Source organism: Deltaproteobacteria bacterium, from assembly GCA_020848745.1.
Classification (GTDB): Bacteria; Desulfobacterota; Binatia; order UTPRO1; family UTPRO1; genus UTPRO1.
In genome coordinates, this window is the sequence record JADLHM010000023.1 from 1 (window position 1) to 15,754 (window position 15,754).

Below are 15,754 nucleotides of genomic sequence, written 5' to 3' on the forward strand. Positions count from 1 at the left end.
CGGGATTCCCGTCAGGCTGTTACCTCGGTGTTACCTTGGAGAGTCGAATCGCTCGAGGTAACATCGCAACTGGCTGGAATGACAGCGCGCCCGGGGTGAATCGAACACCCAACCTACAGATTCGAAGTCTGCCGCTCTATCCAATTGAGCTACGGGCGCAGGCGTTGCAGGTGGAGTACTTAGCGCGAGTCCGAGTCCTGTGCCAACATGCAGGTCACCACACGCAAGCATCGACGTGCCGAGTGATCGCGTCGTCGCAGGTGACGAGCCTGGCTTCGAGCCGGCGGGCCTGCACGATCAGCATCCGGTCGAACGGATCGTCGTGGGGCAGGCTCAGGGATCCCGCCGCGACGGCGTCGTCCGCCTCGATGGCGACGGTCATGAAACCCCACTTCTTATGGAGCTCTTGGTGGCGGGCAAGGTAGCTGTCGACTCCGCTCAGTCGACCGCGCCGGCGCTTGATCGCGATCTCCCACAAGGATGCCGCCGAAACCGCCGTCGTATTCCGCGGACTCTCGATCACCCGTCGCGCGGCCCTGCCGAGCTCGGGCGCATCAGCCATCCACCAAAGGAGCGCGCAGGTATCGAGGAGGTACGCGCTCATCCCCAGTCCGTATCGTCCGAGCCGACAGGTCCGAGCACGTCACCCGAGATCTGCCCGCGGAACGCACCAGCTTTCCGCTCGACGGGTTCGACGATCGGGACGAGCCGCGCGTAGGGTTTCCCGGCTTTGGCGATGATGACCTCCTCCCCCTTGTGCGCACGCTCCAGCAACTCCGAGAACCGCGTCTTCGCTTCATGGATGTTCGCCCGTACGGCCATGCTCAGACACTTAGTCCACCGAGCGGGCTAAGTCCACGCAGCTTCGGCGAGCTCGCCGACGGCCGCAAGGGGTTGCGCCTCGAGTGCGGCCTGGAATGCTCGTCGTTCCGGGATCCCGAGCACCCTCACGAGATCCGACGCGCGCGGGAGCGCGCGAGAGCTCTTCGTACCGGGGCGCGGGCAGCGGCACGATCTTCACCGGATCGGTCTGCACGGCGGGCAGGAGGAGGCCGCTCAGGACCGCGATGATGCCCTGCTCGTCGCTGTCCGGCTGATAGCCGTCGAACACCTTCACGTGCGGCCCGGCGCCGGCGCCGGTGATGATCTGCGAAGGATTCGCTTGGTCCGGGTCACACGCGAACGCCGTGCGAGATGCCGCGACGCCGCCAGCCGCCGCCCTACTTCATCGCGGTCGCTTCGATCTCGACCATGAGAGCCGGGTGGAAGAGCCGGGCGACGCCGAGGAGCGTCGACGCGGGCCGGCAGCTCGCCTCGGCGAGGCGCATGAGCCCGCCGGCGGCGGCACCCTGCATGAAAGCGTCGATGTCGGTCGTGTAGTAGTTCAGGCGCACGACATCGGTGAGGTCGAAGCCGCCCGCGACGAGCACCGTCTCGAGGTTCGCGACGGCCTGCCGGAGCTGGGCGGCCATGTCGCCGGCGTGCAGCGGGGCGCCGTTGGCGTCCACCGAGGTTTGTCCCGAGCAGACGAGCGTGCGCTTCGCGGGGCCGAGCTCCATGGCCTGCACGAAACCCATCGCGTCCTGCCACGTCCACGGATTGATGATGCGTCGTTCCATGGGCGGGGAAACTAGGCGATCCGACGGGGCAAAGCCAGGCGGACCACGCGTTTTCCATGGCGCTCGCGCGCGCCGCGATCGGACCCGTCCGCCTCCGACGCCACCCTGCGTCATGGGACTGCCTCTCTTGACACCGTCATCCCTACCGGCGATTTTCCGCCCTCGTTCCGACACTCCCCCACACGAGGTTCGATCGATGCGCACTCTCCGATTGCTCGGCATGCTCACCCTTCTCACCGCGCTCGCTCCCGCGCCGGCACGCGCGGAGTTCGACTTCACCGTCGAGGTGCTTCCGTCGTCGTCGAAAGCCATCCGGATGGAGCGCACGGGCCCGGCTCGGGACTTCGTCCAGCGCGCGGCGGTCTACCTGCGCTACGTGCCGCTGAAGTCCGGGCAGCGCGTCTTTCCGGCCTTCATCAACACCCACAACTACCTCACGTGCGCCGACAAGCCCGAGAAGAAATGGTACCTCGAGAACGTGAGCCGCGTGGACTACGACAAGGGGACGGGAATCGCGGTCTACGGATTCTTCTTCAGCCGGCCGGAGTGCGACGGGCCGGTCTTCCATATGGAGGCGGTCACCACCGAATCCTGACGCCGAGCCGCCGCGCGGAGCGTCGTACCCTCAGCTTTGCACGACGCTCCAGGTGGTGCCGCCGGCTCCATCCTTCAGGACGACGCCGCGGGCCAGGAGCTCGTCGCGGATCGCGTCGCCGCGTTTGAAGTCCTTGGCCTTGCGCGCGGCCCCGCGCTCGGCGATCAGGCGCTCGATCTCGGCGGGCTCGATGCCGGCGCCGGCGAGATGGCGGCCCTTCTCGGCCTCGAGATAGCTCGCCGCCGGGTGGCGCAGCACGCCGAGGACGCCGCCGAGGCGAGCGAAATTGGCGTGGTGCTCGGCGATCGCCGGCGTCTGCGCGCCGGCGTCGAGCAGCCGGTTGATCTCGCGCACCTCGTCGAAGACGACGCCGAGGGCGCGCGCCGAGTTCAAGTCGTCGTCCATCGCCGCGACGAACTGCTCGTGGAAGGGCCGCACGCTCGCGGGCAACGACGCGACCTCGGGCGCGCGCTCGCCGCCGCGCGGCACGGTGACGTTGCCGCCGAGCTTCTCCTCGACCCGCGCCAGCGTCTCGTGGAGCCGCGCGCACGCGCGCTGCGCGTCGAGCAGCGACTGGTCGCTGAAGTCGACGGGACTCCGGTAGTGCGTCGAGACCAGGAACGAGCGCAGCGCCTCCGACGGCACGCGCTTCAGGATCTCCTCGATCGTCAGGAAGTTGCCGAGCGACTTCGACATCTTCTCTTCGTTGATCCGGACGAAGGCGTGGTGGATCCACCGCTTCACGAAGGGCGTGCCGGTCGCGCCCTCGGACTGCGCGATCTCGTTCTCGTGGTGCGGGAAGATCAGGTCCTCGCCGCCGCCATGGAGGTCGAAGGGCTGGCCGAGATACTTGGTCGACATCGCGGAGCACTCGAGGTGCCAGCCCGGCCGGCCCGGACCCCACGGGCTCTCCCAGAACGGCTCGCCCGGCTTCGCCGCCTTCCAGAGCGCGAAGTCGAGCCCCTCGCGCTTCCGCTCGCCGACCTCGACCCGCGCCCCGGCGATCAGCTCGTCGAGCTTCCGCTTCGAGAGCTTGCCGTAGTCCTTGATCTTGCCGACCGAGCAGTAGACGTCGCCCCCGGAGGCGTAGGCGATGCCGCGCTGCTCGAGCTTCGCGATCAGGTCGAGCATCTCCGGGATGTGGTCGGTCGCGCGCGGCTCGATGTCGGGCTGCAAGCAGCCGAGCGCGGCGACGTCGGCGCGGAAGGTCCCGATGTAGCGCGAGGCGAGCTCCTCGGACGGGATGGTCTCCTCGGCGGCGCGCTTGATGATCTTGTCGTCGATGTCGGTGATGTTGCGGACGAACTTCACGTCGTAGCCCGCGAAGCGGAGGTAGCGCACCATCGTGTCGAAGAAGACGAGCGAGCGCGCGTGGCCGACGTGGCAGCGGTCGTAGACGGTGACGCCGCAGACGTAGAGCCCGACCTTGCCCGGAACGAGCGGGCGCAGGGGCTCTTGCTTGCCGCTGAGCGTGTCGTGGAGGACGAGGGGCATTCGAGCCGTCGCGCTACTCGTCTTCCTCGCGGAGCTTCGCGAGCACCGAGAAGTCCTCGAGCGTCGTGGTGTCGCCGACGCTCTCCTTGCCGGCGGCGAGGTCGCGCAGGAGCCGCCGCATGATCTTGCCGCTCCGGGTCTTCGGGAGCGCGTCGGTGAAGCGGATGTCGTCGGGCTTCGCGAAGGCGCCGATCTCCTTGCCGACGTGCTCGCGGAGCTCTTTCTTCAGCGCGTCGTCGGCCTTGCTGCCGGCCGCGAGCGTCACGAACGCCGCGAGCGCCTCGCCCTTCAGGTCGTCGGGTCGGCCGACCACGGCGGCCTCGGTCACGCGCGGGTGCGAGACCAGCGCGCTCTCGATCTCCATCGTGCCGAGCCGATGGCCCGAGACGTTCACGACGTCGTCGATGCGGCCCATCACCCAGAAGTAGCCGTCCTCGTCGCGACGCGCGCCGTCGCCGGTGAAGTACATGCCGTCGATCTGGCTCCAGTACTGCTGGACGAAGCGCTCGTGGTCGCCCCACACCGTCCGCAGCATGCCGGGCCAGGGCTGCTTGATGACGAGGTAGCCGCCCTCGTTCGGCCCGACCGGCTTGCCCTCGCGGTTCACGACCTCGGGGACGATGCCGGGGAAGGGTTTCGTGCACGAGCCCGGTTTCGCGGGCACGGCGCCCGGAAGCGGCGTGATGAGGATGCCGCCGGTCTCGGTCTGCCACCAGGTGTCGACGACCGGGCAGCGCTCGCCGCCGATCACACGCCGGTACCAGGTCCAGGCCTCGGGGTTGATCGGCTCGCCGACGGTGCCGAGCAGGCGCAGGCTCGAGAGGTCGTGCCTCTGCGGCCACTCGTCGCCCCAGCGCGTGAAGGTCCGGATCGCCGTCGGCGCGGTGTACAGGATGTTGACCTTGTAGCGCTCGATGATGTCCCAGAAGCGGTCGGGCTGCGGCTGGTTCGGCGCGCCCTCGTACATGAACGTCGTGGCGCCGCTCGCGAGCGGGCCGTACACGACGTAGCTGTGCCCGGTCACCCAGCCGATGTCGGCGGTGCACCAGTAGATGTCCTCGTCCCTGAGGTCGAAGACGAGCTTCGTCGTGAGATAGACGTGCGCGAGGTAGCCCGCGGTCGAGTGCACGACGCCCTTCGGCTTCCCGGTGGTGCCGCTCGTGTAGAGGATGAAGAGCGGATGCTCGCTGTCGACCGGCTCGGCCTCGCAAACGGCCGGCACGCCCTCGACGAGCTCGTCCCACCAGAGGTCGCGGCGGCGATTCATCTTGACCGGCGTGCCGGTGCGCTTCACCACGACCACGCGCTCGATCGACGGGGTCTCCTCGACCGCCGCATCGACCGCGTCCTTCAGCGCCACGACGGCGCCGCGCCGCCAGCCGCCGTCGGCGGTGATGACGAAGCGCGCCTGCGCGTCGTTGATCCGGTCGCGAAGCGCCTCCGCGCTGAACCCGCCGAACACGACCGAGTGCGTGGCGCCGAGCCGCGCGCACGCGAGCATCGCGATCGCGGCCTCGGGGATCATGGGCAGATAGATGGCGACGCGATCGCCCTTGTGGACGCCGATGCGCTTCAGGGCGGCGGCGAAGCGGCACACCTCGGTGTGCAGCATCTGATACGTCAGCACCCGGGTGTCGCCGGGCTCGCCCTCCCAGACGATCGCCGCCTTGTTGCGTCGCGCGGTCGTGAGGTGCCGGTCGAGGCAGTTGGTCGAGAGGTTGATGCGTCCGCCGACGAACCACTTGGCGTCGGGGCAGTTCCACTCGAGGGTCTTGGTCGGCTCGGTGACCCAGCTGAGCTCCCGTCCCACCTCGGCCCAGAACGCCTCCGGATCCTGCGTCGACCGCCGGTAGAGGGCGTCGTACTCCTCGGCGCTCTTCACATGCGCCTGCGCCGCGAACGCGGGATCGCAGGTGAAGACGCGCTGCTCCTTGAGTACGGACTCGATGTCGGTGCCAGACGCCATGCAACGCCTCCGGAGGTGGGGTGCGAGCAGACTTCTCTGCCGCAAGCGCCGCTGTCAACCCTCGTTGCGCGCGCGGTAGTGGGTCAGTTCGATGGGGGGCGACGCGGGACGAAGCCGATCCGTCTTCGTCGCCGGCCCGGCGCGCCCGAACTCGCTCGCTCCGCTCGCTCAAACAGCGGGCGCGCTGATCGGGCCGGCTCCTCGCCGGATGCCTCGGCTCTCGTCCCGACGTCGCCCCCCATCGAACTGACCCACTACCGCGCGCGCCGACGGGGCGGACGACGCGGCTCACGCCATGGCGTCGGCGCACGTTGGTTGCCCTCGCCTACCACCATTGTTATGCGAGCCGCGTGGCGGCAGCGCGCGCGCGGCGACTCCTCGTCATCGTGGCGACGACGCTCGTGGTCGCGGCCGTCACGGCGGACGCGGCCGACGACGCGCCGATCGAGCCGGGCGCGGCCGCGCGCGCCGACCCGGCTCTGCCGCCGGCGTCCGACGCGCGGCCGCGCTCGGTGAACCTCTGGCCGCTCTTCCAGTACGAGTCCGATCCCGCCGCCCGCACGCGCCGCGTCCGGATCTTCGGCCCGCTCATCGAATACCGCTCCGACGCCGAGCGGCAGGCGTTCGCGGTGCGGCCGTTCGTCTCGATCGACCAGGCGCGCGTCGGCCACGACGACCACGTGAGCTTCCTCGGTCCGGTCCTGCGCTCGCACTGGGGGCAGACGGAGCAGGTCACGAGCGGCCTCGGCGGCCTCTTCACCTACCGCACCCGCACGAGCGCCGACGGGCTCACGCTCGAAGCGCAGGACGTGCGCCTCCGGCCGGTCTACTTCTACAGCTGGAAGAGCTCCGAGCCCGCCGGACGGATCGTCGGACGGATCTCGGTGATCCCGCTCTACGCGGACATCGACGACTTCCTCGGCTACGAGCGGGTCGAGATGGTCGCCTTCCCCGCGTACCTGCACGTGCAGCGGCCGTCGCTCGACCGTTACTACTATCCGTACCCGATCATCAGCCGCGACGGCCCCGAGGGGAGCGGCTACCGTCTCTGGCCGTTCCCGCTCCGCGACCGCCGGGGCCGCCGCGTCGAGCGCGGCGCGGCCGCGAATGCCGCCGACGCCGAGCGCGAGACCTACTTCCCCGTCATGCGCGACGAGCTCGAGGCGACCGCCCCGCCACCCGCGGCGGAGCCGTCCTAGCGCCGGCGCGACGCTCCGGAGCGGACGGCCCGCAGCGACTCAGCGCGGGATCACGCCGGCCGCGCGGAGCGCCGCGAGCGCGGCGTCGTCGATGCCCGCCTCGCGCAGCACCGCCTCGGTGTCCCCGCCGAGCGCGGGCGCCGGACGACGCGGGGCGCGCGGCGCGCCGCCGAAGCCGACCGGGCTCGCGACCGCGCGCTGCGTCCCGCCGTCACGGGTCGGCACGTCGACGAAGGCACCGGCGGCGAGCATCTGCGGATCGGCGGCCACCTCGTCGAGCGACTGCACCGGCGCCCACCAGACGCCCTCGCGATCGAAGCGCTCGGCCCACTCGGCGAGCGGCCGCGTCGCGAAGGTCCGATCGAGCTCCGCGATGAGCGCGCGGCATTCCCGCCGCCGCTCACGCGCGCTCGCGAAGCGCGGGTCGGCGAGCAGATCCTCACGCCCGACGCTCCGGGCGACGCCCGGGAAGTGGCGATCGGCCTCGAGCCCGATCAGCCAGAACCACCGGCCGCAGCCGGCGCGATAGGAGTTCACGAGCGGCGTCTCGACCTCGGTGCGAGGCACGGGCGCCTTGATCTTCCCGAATGCGAGCTGGATGCCGAGATCCCACCCGAGGCAGTAGGCGCCCGTGCGCAGGAGCGAGGTCTCGACGACCCGCCCGCGTCCCGACCGCACCCGCTCCAGGAGCGCCGCGAGGATGCCCGCGACGGTCGCGAGCGCGGTCACGTGGTCGCCGAAGCCGCCGCGGATCTGCGGCGGAGGCGCCCCATCCGGCGCCGGGGTCCGCGCGACGCCCGAGCGCGCCCAGAACGCGCCGACGTCGTAGCCGGGCCGGTCGCGCTCGGGACCGGTCTGGCCGTAGCCGGTGATGCCGGCGTACACGAGACGCGGGAAGCGCGCGGCGAGCGTCTCCGCGTCGAAGCCGAGGCGCGCGAGCGCGTCGGGCCGGAAGTTCGTCACGAAGACGTCCGCGGCGGCGAGGAGCCGGTACGCCGCGTCGCGGCCCGCGGTGTCGCGTACGTCGAGCACGACGCTCCGCTTACCGCGGTTGTCGAGATCGAAGGGCGGATTGCGGTCGACCTTGCTGCCGGTCGCGAGCCGGAAGAAGGCGCGCATCGGGTCGCCGGCGGGCGGCTCGATCTTCACGACGTCCGCGCCCCAGTCGGCGAGAATGCCGGCCGCGGCCGGCCCAGCGACCCACAGACCCATTTCGATGACGCGCGTTCCGTCGAGCATGGTGGCCTCCGCGCGTGGACCCGACACCGATCGCGAGGGCGCGTCAAGCAGCACCGGCGGCGGGGTAGTGGGTCAGTTCGATGGGAGGCGACGCGGGACGAAGCCGATCCGTCTTCGTCGCCGGATGCCTCGGCTCTCGTCCCGACGTCGCCTCCCATCGAACTGACCCACTACCGGCGGCGGAGGGGCGCTACGCGCGCACGCGCAGGGTTGGCCGTATCCGACACCCGGGCCCGAAATGCGACGGGCCGGCCGCGTCTTTCAACGAGGCCGGCCCGTTCGTTACCGACTACCTGGGGCTCTACGCGACGGGCTCAGTCGCGTTCGCAGTCCCGCATGCAGTGGCGGAAGAGCCGCTGCGCCTTCCTGTTCGCCCGCTCGGTCTTGGCGCCGCGCTCGAGCATGGCGCGGTACTTCGCGTTCACCGTGACCTCGCACTGCTCGCCGCAGGTCGGCGCGGGGGCGATGCCGCAGCCGTCGAGGCACGTATCGAGGGCGGCCGTCGCCTCGGCGTCGCAGGTCGCCTCGTCGGTCCCGGCGGCGATGCACTGCGTCCGCTGCGCGGCGGCCGCGGCCTCGCAGTCGTTGGCGCACGTGTCCGGCGGGGGCGGCACGCAGCGCCTGGCGACGCACTCCTCGAGCACGCCGGCCCGCTTCTCGGCGCAGGCATCGGCGCCGCCGTCCTTCTTCAGACAACGCCGCTCGGCGCGCGCCGCCTTCTTGTCGCAGCGCTCCTCGCACGGAGGCGGCACGTCGCAGTGCATGGCGACGCAGCGCTCGAACACCTCGCGCGCGGCCGCCTTGCAGTCTTCCTCGGTGCCGCCCGCTTCGAGGCAGCGGCCGAGCGCGTCGCTCGCGTGGTCTTCGCAGCGCTCCTCGCACGACGGTTTCGGCGGCTCGCTGCCCTCGCAGTGCTCTTCGATGCAGTGGCGCGCCTTCTCCTCGACGCGCGCCTTGCACATCTCCTCGCTGCAGCCGTCCTCGATGCAGTCGTCGAGCTTCTCGCGCGCTTGGGCGGCGCACCGCTCGGGGCAGGTCGGCTCGGTCTCGGTGCACTGCTCGGCGATGCACGCCGCGCGCGCGACCTCGGCCGCCGCCACGCAGTCCTCCTGGGTGCCGCCGCCCGCAAGACACTCCTCGATCTGCGCCTCGGCGTTCGCCTGGCAGGTTTCCTCGCAGCTCGGCGCCGGCGCCGTGCAGCGCTCGTCGATGCACATCTGCAGCGCCTCGGCACGGAGCTGGCCGCAGAGGTCGGCGCTGTAGCCCTCCTCCAGGCAATGCGCCCGCGCCTCGTCGGCGCGGTGCTCGCACCGGTCCTCGCACGTGGGCTCGGGCTCCGGCTCGGGATCGTCGCACTCCTCCGCGATGCAGCGCGCGAGCTTCTCCTGCCGGAGCGCCGCGCAGTCCTCCTCGCCGCCGCCGTTCTCGAGGCACTGGTCGCGGTGGGCGTTGGCCGCGAGCTCGCACTGGTCGGGACACGACGGCTCGGGGGCCTCGCAGTGCTCGTCGATGCACGCGGCGACCGCCGCGACGGCGACCTCGACGCAGTCGGCCTCGCCGCCGCCTTCCTCGCGGCACGCCGCGAAGACGGAGGCGCCGTGGCTCTCGCACTCGGCGACGCATGCGGGATCTTGATCGCCGCCGAAGGTCGCGCGGGCGGGCGATGCCGCCGCGACCATTCCGAGAGCGAGCGATGCGATGAAGAGTGCCATGGAGCGCATGGGGGATCCTCCTCGAGAGCTCGGCCGAAGCCGTGAATTCGCGATCGACCGAAGGAGCAAGGGGCGTGCCCCCCGCGAACGGCCGGCGGCGCCGCGATTTGCCGACGCTCGCCGCCCGGGGGGTCGGGGCCGACCACGCAGACGCGCGTCGACCGCGTGACGCATCGCGAGCGCGATACGGCTCCGTCCACATGCGCGATGCGTTGCGCGACACGTGACGCTCCTCTACCTTGACGCCAACTCGCATGGCGCGTTCGTCGGATCACACGACCCACGGCACGAGCCGCTGACACCGGGCGCATGCAACGGGTCTTCGGAGCTCGCAGCGCGTGGACCCTGGCCGGCGAGCGCCAGGTGCCGATCAGGCGCGACCAACATGGCGTGCCGCACGTCTACGCGCAGGCCGAGGCCGACCTCTATCGCGGCATCGGCAACTGCCACGGCACCGACCGCGCCCTGCAGATGCTGCTCCTGCGCATCGTCGGCCAGGGGCGCGCCGCGGAGGTCCTCGACGGCAGCGACGACATGCTGCGCCTCGACCGCTTCTTCCGCCGGCTGAACCTCGCCGCGGGCGCCGACGAGGAGCTCGCGAAAGCGTCGCCCGAGCACCGCGCGCTCGCCCTCGCGTACTGCGAGGGCGTGAACGAGGCGCTCGCGGAGCGTACGCCATGGGAGCTCCGGCTCGTCGGCCACCGGCCGCTCCCATGGACGATGGCCGACCTCGTCCTGACCTCGCGCGTCGTCGGCTTCATCGGGCTCGCGCAGTCGCAAGGCGACATGGAGCACCTGCTCGTGGAGATGGTGCAGGCGGGGATCCCGCGCGCGCATCTCGACGAGCTCTTCCCGGGCCAGCTCGCCGGCCTCGACCTCGACCTGATCGCCCGTGTCACGCTCGGCGAACGGCTCGTCCCCGAGACGCTGCGCTGGGCGAACGTGCTGCCGCGCGCGGTCGCGTCCAACAACTGGGTGCTCGCGCCGAAGAAGACCAGGAGCGGCCGGGCGCTCCTCGCCAACGACCCGCACCTCGAGGTGAACCGCCTGCCGAACGTCTGGTACGAGATCGTCGTCGAGCTCGGCGAGCGCTTCTGCGTCGCCGCCACCATGCCGGGCCTGCCGTCGCTGCTGCTCGGGCGCACCAACGACCTCGCGTGGGGTGCGACCTACACCTTCCTCGACGGCATCGACTCGTGGATCGAGGACTGCCGCGACGGCCGCTACCGACGCGCCAGGAAGGGGCGCGACCGCTGGGTGCCCTTCCGCACCCGCGCCGAGACGATCCGCCGCAAGGGTAAGCCCGCGGTGACCATCACGTTCCACGAGAACGACCACGGCGTGCTCGACGGGGACCCGAGCGTACCGGGCCTCTACCTCGCGACGCGCTGGGCCTCGGGAAGCGGCACCGGCGCCGCGTCGCTGGCCGCGTCGTTCGCGATGCTGACGGCGCCCGACGTCGCCGCCGGCATGGAGCAGCTCGGCCGGCTCGAGCCGTCCTTCAACTGGGTGCTCGCCGACCGCCACGGCAACATCGGCTACCAGATGTCGGGCCGCATGCCGGTGCGGCGCGCGGGCTGGAGCGGGCTCGGTCCCGTCCCCGGCTGGGATCCCGAGAACGACTGGCAGGGCTTCGTCGCGCCGGAGGACCTGCCGCGCGCCTACAACCCGGAAGCGGGCTTCATCGCGACCGCGAACGACGACTTGAACCACCTCGGCAAGGCCCGCCCGATCAACCTGCCGATGGGGCCGTACCGCGCCGAGCGGATCGCCGCGCTCCTCGCGGCGCGCGACGACTGGACGCCCGCGGACGTCGCCGCGATGCAGATGGACGTGCTCTCGCCGCACGCCGAGCGCTTCCTGGCGATCCTCCGCCCGCTCCTGCCCGTCACGCCCGCCGCCGACGTCCTGCGCTCCTGGGACTGCCGCTACGACCCGGCGTCGGTCGGCGCGACGCTGTTCGAGCGCTTCTACCGCGGACTCGTGCGCGAGGTGTTCGGCGCCGTCTGCGGCGCCGAGGTCATGCGACACCTCGCCGGCGAGACCGCGATCCTCGCCGATTTCTACTACAACCTCGACCGCGTGCTCCTCGCGGAGACGAGCGTCTGGTTCGGCGGGGAGACCCGCGACGCGATCTACGCGCGGGTGATCGCGCGCTCGCTCGACGGACCGCTCACGACCTGGGGCAGCGAACAGCAGGTGATGATGAAGCACCTCGCGCTCGGCGGCCGGCTGCCGGTCTGGGCCGGGTTCGACCGCGGCCCGATCCCGCTCCGCGGCAACCGCGCCACGATCCACCAGGGGCAGGTCTACCGCTCGGGCGGTCGGGTCACGAGCTTCGCGCCGTCCTACCGGATGGTGACCGACTTCGCCGAGACCTGCACGCACACGAGCCTCGCCGGCGGTCCGTCGGACCGCCGCTTCTCGCCGTGGTACACGTCGGAGGTGGACGATTGGCTCGCGGGGCACTTCAAGACGCTGCGCCCGGGCCCGGCGCTCCCCCGATGATGGCCGAACCCGGAGCCTCCGAGGCCGCGCGCGACCCGGCGCCGGCGTCCGCGCTGCCGGTCCCCGTCGCCGCGTCGACGGCGCCCTCGGCGACGCGCACGGACCTCCAGCTCGGACGCCGCCTCGTGCACTGCGCGAACGGCTGCGCGATCGCGACCGCCTACGCGCTCATTTTCACCCACCAGCAGATCGTCCACACCTTCGGCTCGATCGCCTGCCTCGTGTACGTGCTCGACCGCGTCCGCATCCACTATCCGGAGCTCGTCGCACGCGCGCCCTGGATCAACCGCCTCCTCTTCCGGGCGGAGGAGGAGTTCAAGGAATCGGCGATGACGCCCTACGCGATCGCCATCCTGCTCACGCTCCTCACCTTCCCGAAGACCGTCGCGCTCGTCGCGATCTACACGCTCGCGATCGCCGACCCGCTGTCGGCGCTCGTCGGCATCACCTGGGGGCGGCACCGGGTCGTCGCGGGCAAGAGCCTCGAGGGATCGGGAGCCTTCTTCGCGGCGACCGCGCTGATCGCCGGCGCGGCGCTACACGTGGTACTCGCGCCGGCGGCCTGGACGCTCGTCGGCGCGGCGTTCGCGATCGGGCTCGCGGGCGCCCTCTTCGAGATGCTGCCCCTCCGCCTCGACGACAACCTGACGATCCCGCTCTTCGTCGGCTTCGCGACGTGGGGCGTGTGCGCGCTCTTCGGAATCGCGCCAGCGTAGCGGCGGATGCACGTCGTCTACATCCTCCGCTGCAACGACGGCACACTCTACACCGGCGCCGCCAAGGACCTCACGCGCCGCCTCGCGCAGCACGCCGCCGGCCGCGCGTCGCGCTACACGCGCGCCCGCCTGCCCGTCGAGCTCCTGTGGTCACGGCGTGTCCGCACCTGGGGCGACGCGCTCTCGACCGAGCACTGGATCAAGACCCTCACGCGCGAAGAGAAGCACGCCCTGGTCGCGGGCGCGCGCCTGCGCCGACCCCGCGGCGCATGAGCGGACCCGTCATCCTGTCGGTCCAGGGGATCGCCAAGGCCTACGGCGCGGCTCCCCTCTTCAGCGGTCTCTCGCTCGCGATCGCGGAAGGCGACCGCGTCGGCGTCGTCGGACCGAACGGCAGCGGCAAGTCGACGCTGCTCCGCATCCTCGCCGGGCTCGAGACGCCCGACGCGGGCACGCGCGCGCTCCGCCGGCTCGCGCGCGTCGGCTTCGTCGCCCAGGACCCGGGCTTCCCGGCCGGCGCGACCGTCGAGCAGGTCGTCGCCGAGGCGATCGCCGACGACGGCCCCGAGGACCACGGCGACGCCGCGCTCCGCGTCGCGAAGGCGGTGAGCCGCGCCGGCTTCGCGGACCCGACCGCGCCCGCCGACACCCTCTCGGGCGGGTGGCGGAAGCGCCTCGCGATCGTCCGCGCGCTCGCCCGCGAGCCCGACGTGCTCCTCCTCGACGAGCCGACGAACCACCTGGACGTCGAGGGCATCGTGTGGCTCGAGGCGCTGCTCCGCGCCGAGCCGCGGGCCTGTCTCCTCGTGAGCCACGACCGCTGGTTCCTCGAGAACGTCGCCGAGCGCATGATCGAGATCGACCGCATCCACCCGAGCGGGATCTTCGCGACGAGCGGCCGCTACAGCGACTTCCTCGAGCGCCGCGACGCCGCGCTCCGCGAGCAGGCGGCCTACCGCGACACGCTCGCGAACCGCGTGCGCGGCGAGATCGCCTGGCTGCGCCAGGGGGCCAAGGCGCGCACGACGAAGCAGCAGGCGCGCATCGCCGAGGCCGCGCGCCTGATCGGCGAGCTCGCGGCGGCCGACGACCGCGCCCGCGCCGCCAGACCCGGGATCGCGTTCACGGCGTCCGGACGGCAGACCCGCCGACTCGTCGTCGCGAGCCGCCTCGGCAAAGACCTCGGCGGCCGCACGATCGTCGGGAAGCTCGACCTCGTGCTCGGGCCGGGCGTGCGCCTCGGCCTCCTCGGCGCCAACGGCAGCGGCAAGTCGACACTCCTCGGCCTCCTCGCGAAGGCCATCGCACCCGACCGCGGCGCCGTCACCCACGCCGACGACCTCCGGGTCGTCCACTTCACGCAGGAACGCGCCGGGCTCGATCCCACCTGGCTGCTCCGGCGCGTGCTCGCGGGCGAAGCCGACACCGTGATCTACCGCGACCGCCCGGTGCACGTCGCGTCCTGGGCCAAGCGCTTCCTCTTCCAGACCGAGCAGCTCGGGCAACCGGTCGGCCGCCTCTCGGGGGGCGAACGGGCGCGCGTCCATATCGCCCGTCTCATGCTGCAGCCGGCCGACGTCCTTCTCCTCGACGAGCCCACCAACGACCTCGACATCCCGACGCTCGAGATCCTGGAGGAGAGCCTCCTCGAGTTTCCCGGCGCCATCGTGCTGGTGACGCACGACCGCTTCCTCCTCGACCGCGTCTCCTCCTCGCTCCTGGCGCTCGACGGCGCGGGCGGCGTCCAACCCTACGCCGACCTCGCGCAATGGCAGTCGGCGGTCGCCCGCACCGCCGCGGCCGCGAAGGCCGCCCGGCCGCGGCCGGCCACGCCGGCGCGCGCCCCCGCCGCGGCCAGGCGCCTCGGCTACCACGAGCAGCGCGAGTGGGAGGCGATGGAAGCGACGATCCTCGCCGCCGAGGCGGAGCTCGAGGCCCGCCGCGCCGCGCTCACCGACCCGGCGATCGCCGCCGACGCCGGCGAGCTCGCGCGCCGCCTGGCGGCGGCCGAGGCGGCGAGCACCGAGGTCGACCGGCTCTACGCGCGCTGGTCGGAGCTCGAGGCCAAGCGGGCCTGAGCGAACCCCGGCCGGCCGCCGGTTCGGGCCGGAGGCTCGGCTCCGCCGGGGCGGTGGGATCGCCTCCCCCGCTCGGGCCGGTGGGGCTCCGGGTCAGCGGCCGTGCAGCAGGACGCGGGGGCCGTCGGGGAAGGCAACGTCGATCTTCACGCTGTCGCGCTCGGCGACCACGACCCCGAGCCCGAAGGACGAGTGCTTGATGAGCTCGCCCGGAGCGAAGCGCTCGGTCGTGGCGTAGGCGCGGGCCTTGTCGCCCGTCCGCCCGCGCAACAACGTCTCGTATTCGCTACGGATTGGTGCGGAATCGACGGACTTCCTGGGGGCGCTCCGGCGCCCTCCGCCGGCCTTGGCCGGCTTGGCCGTGGCGCCCGGCGCGTCGGGGCGGTAGGCATGCTGGCCGCCGCAGGTGTTGCAGTGCACGCGGGTGATCTTGGTTCCCACCATCGCTTCGACGGTGTGCGCCAGGACGAGCTTGCACTTGGTGCACCAACTGTCGACGGTCGAGCCGGCCTTGATCTTCGGGCTTGGCATGTGGATCCGGCCGATAGCACGTCCGGGCCGGAAGATCGACCGCACCGGCCCGCCCCCCGCCGCTACGCGAATTCCCCCGGTTTCTGCTAGCACCCGC

General features: G+C 71.8%; 14 protein-coding genes and 1 tRNA gene. 6 read left to right on the top strand and 9 right to left on the bottom strand.

From position 1 onward, the window contains the following. Positions 1 to 85 precede the first annotated feature (85 nt). From IT293_03115 to IT293_03130, 4 genes are all read right to left on the bottom strand, one after another. Positions 86 to 159, bottom strand: a tRNA-Arg gene (locus IT293_03115). Positions 160 to 214: 55 nt separating this feature from the next. Then, positions 215 to 604 (bottom strand): type II toxin-antitoxin system VapC family toxin, encoded by a 390-nt coding sequence (locus IT293_03120; protein MCC6763629.1) that lies wholly within the window; start codon positions 602 to 604, stop codon positions 215 to 217. Further along, positions 601 to 822: a type II toxin-antitoxin system prevent-host-death family antitoxin gene (locus IT293_03125; protein ID MCC6763630.1), complete on the bottom strand. Its 222-nt coding sequence runs from the start codon at positions 820 to 822 to the stop codon at positions 601 to 603. Before IT293_03125 ends, IT293_03120 begins: the two co-directional genes overlap by 4 nt. A gap of 398 nt (positions 823 to 1,220) precedes the next feature. Continuing rightward, positions 1,221 to 1,619 carry a RidA family protein gene (locus tag IT293_03130; GenBank protein MCC6763631.1) on the bottom strand — a complete coding sequence of 133 codons (399 nt, stop codon included), beginning with the start codon at positions 1,617 to 1,619 and terminating at the stop codon, positions 1,221 to 1,223. A gap of 196 nt (positions 1,620 to 1,815) precedes the next feature. On the opposite strand from IT293_03130, the gene IT293_03135 reads away from it, so the two are divergent. Beyond that, on the top strand, positions 1,816 to 2,214 hold the full coding sequence (locus tag IT293_03135) for a hypothetical protein (protein MCC6763632.1): 399 nt from the start codon (positions 1,816 to 1,818) through the stop codon (positions 2,212 to 2,214). Positions 2,215 to 2,244: 30 nt separating this feature from the next. On the opposite strand, the gene IT293_03140 is transcribed toward IT293_03135, so the two are convergent. Next, the gene (locus IT293_03140; protein MCC6763633.1) at positions 2,245 to 3,708 is read right to left on the bottom strand and encodes a cysteine--tRNA ligase; all 1,464 of its coding nucleotides are present in this window, start codon (positions 3,706 to 3,708) and stop codon (positions 2,245 to 2,247) included. A gap of 13 nt (positions 3,709 to 3,721) precedes the next feature. After that, a complete protein-coding gene (gene acs, locus IT293_03145; protein MCC6763634.1) occupies positions 3,722 to 5,674 on the bottom strand; it encodes an acetate--CoA ligase in 1,953 nt (650 codons plus the stop codon). Between the two features lie 350 nt (positions 5,675 to 6,024). On the opposite strand from acs, the gene IT293_03150 reads away from it, so the two are divergent. Further along, a complete protein-coding gene (locus IT293_03150) occupies positions 6,025 to 6,873 on the top strand; it encodes a hypothetical protein (GenBank protein MCC6763635.1) in 849 nt (282 codons plus the stop codon). 39 nt (positions 6,874 to 6,912) lie between these two features. Here the strand turns inward: IT293_03150 and IT293_03155 are convergent, their stop codons facing one another. Both IT293_03155 and IT293_03160 read right to left on the bottom strand, forming a co-directional pair. Beyond that, on the bottom strand, positions 6,913 to 8,112 hold the full coding sequence (locus IT293_03155) for a CoA transferase (GenBank protein MCC6763636.1): 1,200 nt from the start codon (positions 8,110 to 8,112) through the stop codon (positions 6,913 to 6,915). 314 nt (positions 8,113 to 8,426) lie between these two features. Next, positions 8,427 to 9,833 (bottom strand): hypothetical protein, encoded by a 1,407-nt coding sequence (locus tag IT293_03160; protein MCC6763637.1) that lies wholly within the window; start codon positions 9,831 to 9,833, stop codon positions 8,427 to 8,429. Positions 9,834 to 10,133: 300 nt separating this feature from the next. On the opposite strand from IT293_03160, the gene IT293_03165 reads away from it, so the two are divergent. From IT293_03165 to IT293_03180, 4 genes are read left to right on the top strand one after another with little or no spacing between them, the layout of a single operon-like run. Then, positions 10,134 to 12,332 carry a penicillin acylase family protein gene (locus tag IT293_03165; protein ID MCC6763638.1) on the top strand — a complete coding sequence of 733 codons (2,199 nt, stop codon included), beginning with the start codon at positions 10,134 to 10,136 and terminating at the stop codon, positions 12,330 to 12,332. Then, complete coding sequence (locus IT293_03170; protein ID MCC6763639.1) at positions 12,332 to 13,048, top strand: hypothetical protein; 717 nt, start codon at positions 12,332 to 12,334, stop codon at positions 13,046 to 13,048. Before IT293_03165 ends, IT293_03170 begins: the two co-directional genes overlap by 1 nt. Before the next feature lie 6 nt (positions 13,049 to 13,054). Beyond that, entirely contained in the window at positions 13,055 to 13,321 is a 267-nt protein-coding gene (locus IT293_03175) for a GIY-YIG nuclease family protein (protein ID MCC6763640.1), read from the top strand. After that, positions 13,318 to 15,126: an ABC-F family ATP-binding cassette domain-containing protein gene (locus IT293_03180; GenBank protein ID MCC6763641.1), complete on the top strand. Its 1,809-nt coding sequence runs from the start codon at positions 13,318 to 13,320 to the stop codon at positions 15,124 to 15,126. The genes IT293_03175 and IT293_03180 overlap by 4 nt, the downstream gene beginning before the upstream one ends. A 93-nt stretch (positions 15,127 to 15,219) precedes the next feature. Here IT293_03180 and IT293_03185 read toward each other — a convergent pair whose 3' ends face one another. Then, a complete protein-coding gene (locus IT293_03185; GenBank protein MCC6763642.1) occupies positions 15,220 to 15,657 on the bottom strand; it encodes a hypothetical protein in 438 nt (145 codons plus the stop codon). Between the last annotated feature and the right edge of the window lie 97 nt (positions 15,658 to 15,754).

Bases quoted from the DNA above. Each gene is read 5' to 3' on its own strand.
- IT293_03120 (MCC6763629.1), bottom strand. From the start codon at position 604: ATGAGCGCGTACCTCCTCGATACCTGCGCGCTCCTTTGGTGGATGGCT.
- IT293_03125 (MCC6763630.1), bottom strand. From the start codon at position 822: ATGGCCGTACGGGCGAACATCCATGAAGCGAAGACGCGGTTCTCGGAG.
- IT293_03130 (MCC6763631.1), bottom strand. From the start codon at position 1,619: ATGGAACGACGCATCATCAATCCGTGGACGTGGCAGGACGCGATGGGT.
- IT293_03135 (MCC6763632.1), top strand. From the start codon at position 1,816: ATGCGCACTCTCCGATTGCTCGGCATGCTCACCCTTCTCACCGCGCTC.
- IT293_03140 (MCC6763633.1), bottom strand. From the start codon at position 3,708: ATGCCCCTCGTCCTCCACGACACGCTCAGCGGCAAGCAAGAGCCCCTG.
- acs (MCC6763634.1), bottom strand. From the start codon at position 5,674: ATGGCGTCTGGCACCGACATCGAGTCCGTACTCAAGGAGCAGCGCGTC.
- IT293_03155 (MCC6763636.1), bottom strand. From the start codon at position 8,112: ATGCTCGACGGAACGCGCGTCATCGAAATGGGTCTGTGGGTCGCTGGG.
- IT293_03160 (MCC6763637.1), bottom strand. From the start codon at position 9,833: ATGCGCTCCATGGCACTCTTCATCGCATCGCTCGCTCTCGGAATGGTC.
- IT293_03165 (MCC6763638.1), top strand. From the start codon at position 10,134: ATGCAACGGGTCTTCGGAGCTCGCAGCGCGTGGACCCTGGCCGGCGAG.
- IT293_03170 (MCC6763639.1), top strand. From the start codon at position 12,332: ATGGCCGAACCCGGAGCCTCCGAGGCCGCGCGCGACCCGGCGCCGGCG.
- IT293_03175 (MCC6763640.1), top strand. From the start codon at position 13,055: ATGCACGTCGTCTACATCCTCCGCTGCAACGACGGCACACTCTACACC.
- IT293_03180 (MCC6763641.1), top strand. From the start codon at position 13,318: ATGAGCGGACCCGTCATCCTGTCGGTCCAGGGGATCGCCAAGGCCTAC.
- IT293_03185 (MCC6763642.1), bottom strand. From the start codon at position 15,657: ATGCCAAGCCCGAAGATCAAGGCCGGCTCGACCGTCGACAGTTGGTGC.